This is a genomic window from Anaerovibrio sp. (assembly GCF_051866355.1).
Taxonomy (GTDB): domain Bacteria; phylum Bacillota; class Negativicutes; order Selenomonadales; family Selenomonadaceae; genus Anaerovibrio.
The window spans coordinates 1-7,215 of sequence record NZ_JBJDWZ010000168.1; the positions used below are offsets into that span (position 1 = coordinate 1).

A 7,215-nucleotide genomic window follows, 5' to 3' on the forward strand; every position below is an offset into this window, starting at 1 on the left:
CGCGACCCCCACCTTGGCAAGGTGATGCTCTACCAACTGAGCTATTTCCGCATCTCCAACTGCTGTCCCTGCAAGAAGAAAATGGCGACCCGAAGGGGACTTGAACCCCTGACCTCCGCCGTGACAGGGCGGCATTCTAACCAACTAAACTACCGGGCCGTTTTCTATTTACTTCCCACTTACGTGACAACAATTGAAATTATATATAAAATCGACAGGCTTGTCAACTCTTTTTTTGAAAAACTAGCCAAAAAGTGACATCTGGTCACTCTCATCCATGCCGTCAAGACAGCCATGCCGCCGCAATGCTTCCACAGAGGTCTTGGTAATCCCCGTGCGCTTCTTCAGGTTTTCAATGGAGGAAAAGGCACCATTTTTCCTCTCATCCTCAATGGAATGGGCATCCACGCCGCCCAGCCCCCCCAGGGCCGTAAAAGGCGGCAGGATAGCGTTACGCTCCGGCACCATCATGAACCTGTCCGCCTGCGAGCGATACAAATCCACCTTTTCACAGACAAAGCCGCGGATATACATCTCCCAGGCCAGCTGCAGCACCACATAAAGCTCATCCTCCTTGGCTTCACGCTTGTCCTTGGCCTCCAGCTCCGCCATCCTCTCTTCCACCGCCTTCTTGCCCATGGCAATAATATCCGCATCAAAGGCCGCCGCGCGGATAGAGAAATACGCCGCATAGTAGGCCAGAGGATAATGCACCTTGCAGAAGGCGATGCGATAGGCCATCATAACATAGGCCGTAGCGTGGGCCCGTGGGAACATGTACTTTATCTTCTGACAGGATTCGATGTACCACTCAGGAATATTGTTTTCCCTGAGCATTTCCACCTGATCCTCCGGTATCCCCTTGCCCTTTCTGACGCGCTCCATAATCTTGAAGGAGGCCAGCGGATCCACACCGCTGTGCATCAGATAAATCATGATATCATCACGGGCCGAGATAGCGTTCTGCAGGGTACATGTACCGCCCTTTATCAAATCCTGGGCATTGCCCAGCCACACGTCGGTACCGTGGGAAAAGCCTGATATGCGCACCAGATCGCTAAAGCACCGCGGATTGGTATCGTCAATCATCTGGCGCGTAAAATTGGTGCGGAACTCCGGAATGCCATAGGTGCCGGAGTTTGCCCCCAAAAGCTCCGGCGTAACCCCCAGCGCCGTAGTGGAATTAAAAATACTCAGGGTGGCAGGGTCATCAAAAGGAATCGTTTTCGGGTCACGATGGGTCAGGTCCTCCAGCATCTTGATAACGGTAGGATCATCGTGCCCCAGAATATCCAGCTTTACCAGACGGCTGCTGATGGAATGATAATCAAAATGTGTCGTAATCGTATCCGAGGTCAGGTCATCTGCCGGATGCTGCAAAGGCGTAAAGAAATGCACATCCATGTTGCGCGGCACTACCATGATACCGGCCGGATGCTGGCCGGTGGTGCGCTTGACCCCCTGACAGCCCACAGCCATCCTGCCGATAAAGGCATCACGCTTGGACTGCCCCTTCTCCTCGTAATACTTTTTTACGAAGCCGTAGGCTGTCTTGTCAGCCACGGTGGTAATGGAGCCCGCACGGAATACATTGTCCTTGCCGAACAGCTCCTCCGTGTACTTATGGGCCACCGGCTGATACTCGCCGGAAAAATTCAGATCAATATCCGGAACCTTGTCCCCGTCAAATCCCAAAAATACTGCAAAAGGAATCTCGTGGCCGTCCTTTATCATGTTCGTGCCGCAGGCCGGGCATGCTTTGTCCGGCAGATCGTAGCCACAGCCATAGGAGCCATCCAGAATGAACTCACTATGCTTGCAGTACGGACAGCGCCAATGAGGCGGCAGGGGATTTACCTCGGTAATATCCGTCATGGTAGCCACGAAGGACGAGCCTACGGAACCACGGGAGCCAACCAGATAGCCGTCAATATTGGATTTTTTCACCAGCTTGTGGGCAATCAGGTACAGCACGGAAAAGCCGTGGGCAATAATCGGCTTCAGCTCCTGGTCTATCCTGTCCTGCACCACCTTCGGAAGAACACTGCCGTACAGCTCATGAGCCTTGGTATAGGTCATTTCCCTGATTTCCTCATCAGCCCCCGGAATCATCGGGGAATACAGTCCGTCAGGAATCGGCTTGAATTTCTCAACCATATCCGCAATCTTTTTAGGATTGGTCACAACGGCCTCGTATGCCGCCTCTTCTCCCAGATAGGTGAACTCCGCCAGCATTTCCTCCGTCGTGCGCAGATATAGAGGCGGCTGTTTGTCGGCATCAGCAAAACCCCGTCCCTTCATGAGAATGGCACGGTAAATATAGTCCTCCGGGTTCAGGAAATGCACGTCACAGGTAGCCACCAGCGGCTTGTCCAGCTTTTTGGCCAGCTCTGCCACCTTCAAATTCAGATTTATCAAATCCTGCTCGGTGCTGATATTTGGAAAAGCCTCTTCCCGGATTAAAAACTCATTGTTGCCAATGGGCTGAATCTCCAGATAATCATAAAAGCCGGCAATCTCCAAAAGCTCTTCCTCCGGTGCGCCGGACACAATCGCCCGCATCAGCTCACCGGCCTCACAGGCCGAGCCGATAATCAGCCCTTCGCGATACTCCTGAATGAGCCTTTTGGGCAGACGGGGCCGCTTGAAGAAAAACCGCAGATTGGACATGGAAATCAGCTTGTACAGATTCCGCAGGCCGATGGGATTTTTTGCCAGAATAATGATGTGATGAGCCTTTTTCTGCTTGTAATCATCGCCCACCAGATATCCCTCAACGCCGTAGATAACCTTGATTCCAGTGTCCTTGGCCGCCGACATGGCATCAGGAAAGGCCTGCACACAGCCGTGGTCAGTAATGGCAATAGACGACCAGCCCCATTTGGCGGCAGTCGTTATCAGCGCTTTGGCCGACGATACGGCATCCATGGAGCTCATATTGGTATGGCAGTGAAGCTCTACGCGCTTTTCCTCCGCCGTGTCCTTGCGGGACTCCATGTCCACCAGCATCAGGGCATCCGGCATGATGCCGTAATCGTTGGCGTAGGTATCATAGCGCACAGGCCCCCTGACCTTCACCATGCCCCCTGCCTTGGCCACTTTTTTCAGACGCCCCAGCACCGTTTCATAGCCATCATGGTCACTGATGAACACCTTGCAGCTGATGCCCTCGGTACTGTCAGCCAAAGAAAACAACAGCATATTGGTGTTGGCAAATTCCTTGCCGTCCACACCGGCAATATAGCCCTGCGCCACAACGGAACGGATTTCCCCCTGCAGCTGATTGATAGGCGTCAGCTCGCCTACGATGCTGTCACCAAATACCAGCGGCGAATCTCCGTCACCGATGGCCAGCTGCCTGCGGCGGTACCTGCGCCCGCCGTTTTCGCCGCCGTTGCCGCCGCCACTGCCGCCGAATGAGCCGCCGTTGCCACCTGAACTGCCGCTGTCACCGCCGGAGCTGCCAGAACTACCGGCATACTGCCTGCCGGACGGCTGCTGATAGCCGCCCCCCTGGGCAGTGGCCACCGGCGGCGCGTTTTTGACAGCCTCCAGAGCCGCCATGTATTCCGGCGTAACCTCTGTCCTGGCCTGCCCATTCTGCTGAAAAGCCTCTATCTCCTCATAAACGGCCTGACAATCCAGCCGCACCGGATAGCCAATGACCTTTACCGCGCTTTCTGACAGCTTTTCAAGAATCCTGTGCTGCTCAAGGATATAGCGGGCAAAGTCCCCCTGCACCTGCAGCAGCACCCTGTCCCTGCCATACACGCGCCGGGACTTATCCAGAATCACTCTGGACACATGGTCCCCCCGCGTCACGAAATCTATCAGCTGGGACCACTTCTGCTCCACCAGCTTTTCCAGCTTTATAACCGTAGGATAGAAAACCACCCTGTCCACCCTGTGCTTGCCGGCTACATGCGCACTGCACCTGTCCAAAAGCTCCTGCGGCAGCTCCAGATCGCACCACACCAGTATTTCCCACATATTGGCTCCCGGCGTAATCTCCACATGGCGGATAAAGCCCCGCTCCAGCAGCTGGCGTTCCTCCTTTTTCAGCTCCATGCCTGCCGTCAGCTGGGACAAAATTCTGCAGTTTTCAGGTACAATACAATACTTTGTCATTTAATCCTCCGACATGGAACGCTGGCGGATTTCCTTCAGCCTCTCCACCAGATGCTCACGCAGCTTCTCTTCCAGCTCCGTTATGCTTTTGGAATCAAAAACATAGTTCATTTCAGGAATGTTCTTTATCCTGGCCTCACCAAAAAATTCACAGCGGAACTCGTTATAATAAATAATGAAATTGCTCTTCAAGGCAAAATCCGAATAATCAAAAACTATGTAGGAGCCGTTCAGCACCCTGACAGGAGCCGACGGCGATATGAATAGCTCAAACCCCTCCAGCTTTTCCGGCAGCAGTCCCTGATAAGCCCACTCCGTAATGCACAGCTCCCTGGTCACATAGCTCATGTTGCCAGGGTTGTACACGGTCAGATCATGAATCGCCCCTTCCATGTACTGCTGCAGGTGCTGCTGAAACACCTCAAAGCTGGCTGTAATAAACTGCAGCAGGCAGAACTCCGTCAGGCCAATCCAGACCCTGACCTTGTATTCCTCTGTTTCCTGATGAAAATAAGCACAAAAGCCCAGATGCCGCTCCTCATTCGTGTAGGAAAACAATTCGTACATGTCCTCGTTTTCCCTGTACAGCCGCTGAAGCTGCATGCTGTGCAATTCATCGGGCAGTTCAGCCAGATAGGGCCATTCCCCCGCCTCTTCCTGAACCCGCTGGATTATTTTTTCCTTCAGCGGCATAACAACACCTCGTCAAATTCTCATCAATTGAAGTAAACAATCGTATCCTTCGGCTTGGCCTTTTCCTTGAAATCCTCCACCTTGAAGGACAGATTCTCAACCTCGCCGGAGGCATCCCACTTGCAATGCACGGTTCCTGTTATCTGTCCCCACTTGCGCTCACCCTTCTTGTGGTCGAGCTGACGGAAAGGCGCACCGGCACCGGCGATGCCCAGAAACATCATGTCCTCGGCGCAGCAGGCCATGCCCACACGTCCTACGCCATAATGCACCTTGCCCCGCTTCTCGGCGGAACAGATATAGCCATCAAAAATCATCTTTTTCTTGTCGTAGCTTTCCGGATGATCCTGCATATCCACAAACCATGCCCCATAATCATCAAAATCAAGATCAATGACATCCTTTGTGTTGTCAAATGGCAGCTCCGGCTCCTCCTCCACAAAATCCGGCAGTTCCGACTCAAAAATCACATTGGCACGGCGGTTGACCACCCGCACATTGCGGCGGATATCCTGCTGGCGGGTCTTGTGGTCACAGCGGTTAAAAATAATCAGCTCGCAGTAACGGAACAAATCCACAAAGCGATCCTTCATGTTCTTCTGATAAACCTCAAAGGTTTCCGCGTTGACCAGTCCCACATTCTGAAAGTCGAACCATTCCTCCGGCATCGGGATATTCATAAAATCCCCGGCATTCCACATGCCGTTGGCCTCGAATAATATACTGCTGGGATGATATTTGTCCTGCAGCTCCTGATAAAACTCCGGCGTCAGCTCCTCCACGTCCTCCACCGTAATAATCTTGGCATGGCTCTTGGCGAGAAGCTCTTCATCTATCTCCTCCTCGCCTTCCTCTCCCATGATAATGAGATTGCATTCAGCCTTGCCGAATTGATTATTCGCCAGAAAATCAATGATTACGCTTGTTTTGCCGCTTTCCAATAAGCCCATGAAAAAATACACAGGTACATTCTGATTGTTACTCATTTATACGAATCTCCAATAACTAATTATACAAATAAACATGCACAAATAAATGTACAAAGCCATATCAGACAATGCCCTGATACGTATTACTCACCCAGAAACAGCTCCTGCAGGCTGTGTTCCTGCAGTCTGCTGCCGATAACGCAGAAACGTCCCGTATAGTCCGCAGTACCTGTCTCCACACTGCTCTCACCCGGCACATAGTTGAAATGCAGCCACTCGCCGTCATTTACGGACTTCACAATGCCCTTGGCCCGGAGGATAACGCCGTACTCATCCGCATTGACCAGCTCCGCCAGAATCTCTTTCAGCTCATCAGCAGAATACTTTCTGGTCGTCTCTTTGCCCCAGCTGCCAAACACATCATCAGCATGATGGTGGTGATGGTTGTGAGCATGGTCGTGGCCGTGCTCGTGGTCATGCTCATGGTTGTGTTCATGCCCATGTCCGTGCTCATGGCAGCTGCAGTTCGGGTCATGGCACTCTTCCTCATGATGATGCCCGTGGTCATGACTGTGATTATGTCCGTGCGCATGGTCATGTTCGTGGTCGTGAGCATGAGCGTGTTCATGGTTGTGGTCATGTTCATGGTCATGATGATGTCCATGCTCATGACAGGCGCAGTCAGGATCATGACATTCTTCCTCATGATGATGCCCGTGCTCATGATTATGCTCGTGGCACTCCTTCTCCACCTCATCCACAGACAAAAGCGGACTATTGGCCAGTGCCCCCAGAATCTGCTCACCGCCAATCTCATCCCACGGCGTAGTGACTACCGGCGCCTTCGGATTGTGCTGACGTATAATCTCCATTGTTTCGGCCAGCTTCTTTTCCGTAACATCCTGACTGCGGCTCAGAACCACGCAGTCTGCATGGGCAATCTGGTCGATAAAAAACTCACCATAGTTTCTGGCGTACATCTTGCATTTCTTCGCATGCACCACGGCAATACTGCCATCCATTACCACATCATCACTCAGCACGGTGGAAACGGCCTTCTTGACATCAGACAGCTTGCCCACACCTGATGGCTCGATGATAATCCTTTCCGGATGGTAGGTATCCATCACCTGCTTCAGTGACTGCTCAAAATCTCCCACCAAAGAACAGCAGATACAGCCTGAATTCAGCTCCTTGATTTCCACGCCGGCCTCCTTCATAAAGCCGCCATCAATGGCAATCTCGCCGAACTCATTCTCAATCAGCGCGATTTTATCCTTAAAACCATCACTAATCAGCTTCTGAATCAGGGTAGTCTTGCCAGCCCCCAAAAAACCGGAAAATATATTAATCTTAGTCATCAAAAAGCCCCCACTTCACACAAATCTGCTCATCTAAACATCAACATATATTTTACTATATAATTTTACCCCATTAAGATGGTTTGTCAAGATTCCTTCCCTGC

4 protein-coding genes and 1 tRNA gene are annotated in these 7,215 nt (G+C 52.0%); all 5 read right to left on the reverse strand.

Translation table 11 applies throughout. The features are described 5' to 3' along the window. Positions 1–82: 82 nt before the first annotated feature. The 5 genes from ACI3UA_RS08850 to ACI3UA_RS08870 all read right to left on the reverse strand — a co-directional run bounded on the left by ACI3UA_RS08850 (position 83) and on the right by ACI3UA_RS08870 (position 7,111). Positions 83–159: transfer RNA gene (locus ACI3UA_RS08850), tRNA-Asp, on the reverse strand. Positions 160–243: 84 nt separating this feature from the next. Further along, positions 244–4,128 (reverse strand): PolC-type DNA polymerase III, encoded by a 3,885-nt coding sequence (locus ACI3UA_RS08855; RefSeq protein WP_439724452.1) that lies wholly within the window; start codon positions 4,126–4,128, stop codon positions 244–246. Further along, positions 4,129–4,821, reverse strand: a complete 693-nt coding sequence (locus ACI3UA_RS08860; protein WP_439724453.1) for a hypothetical protein — start codon at positions 4,819–4,821, stop codon at positions 4,129–4,131. It abuts the gene before it with no gap. A gap of 23 nt (positions 4,822–4,844) precedes the next feature. After that, the gene (locus tag ACI3UA_RS08865) at positions 4,845–5,807 is read right to left on the reverse strand and encodes a TIGR03943 family putative permease subunit (protein ID WP_439724454.1); all 963 of its coding nucleotides are present in this window, start codon (positions 5,805–5,807) and stop codon (positions 4,845–4,847) included. Between the two features lie 86 nt (positions 5,808–5,893). Continuing rightward, positions 5,894–7,111 carry a CobW family GTP-binding protein gene (locus tag ACI3UA_RS08870; protein WP_439724455.1) on the reverse strand — a complete coding sequence of 406 codons (1,218 nt, stop codon included), beginning with the start codon at positions 7,109–7,111 and terminating at the stop codon, positions 5,894–5,896. Positions 7,112–7,215 lie beyond the last annotated feature (104 nt).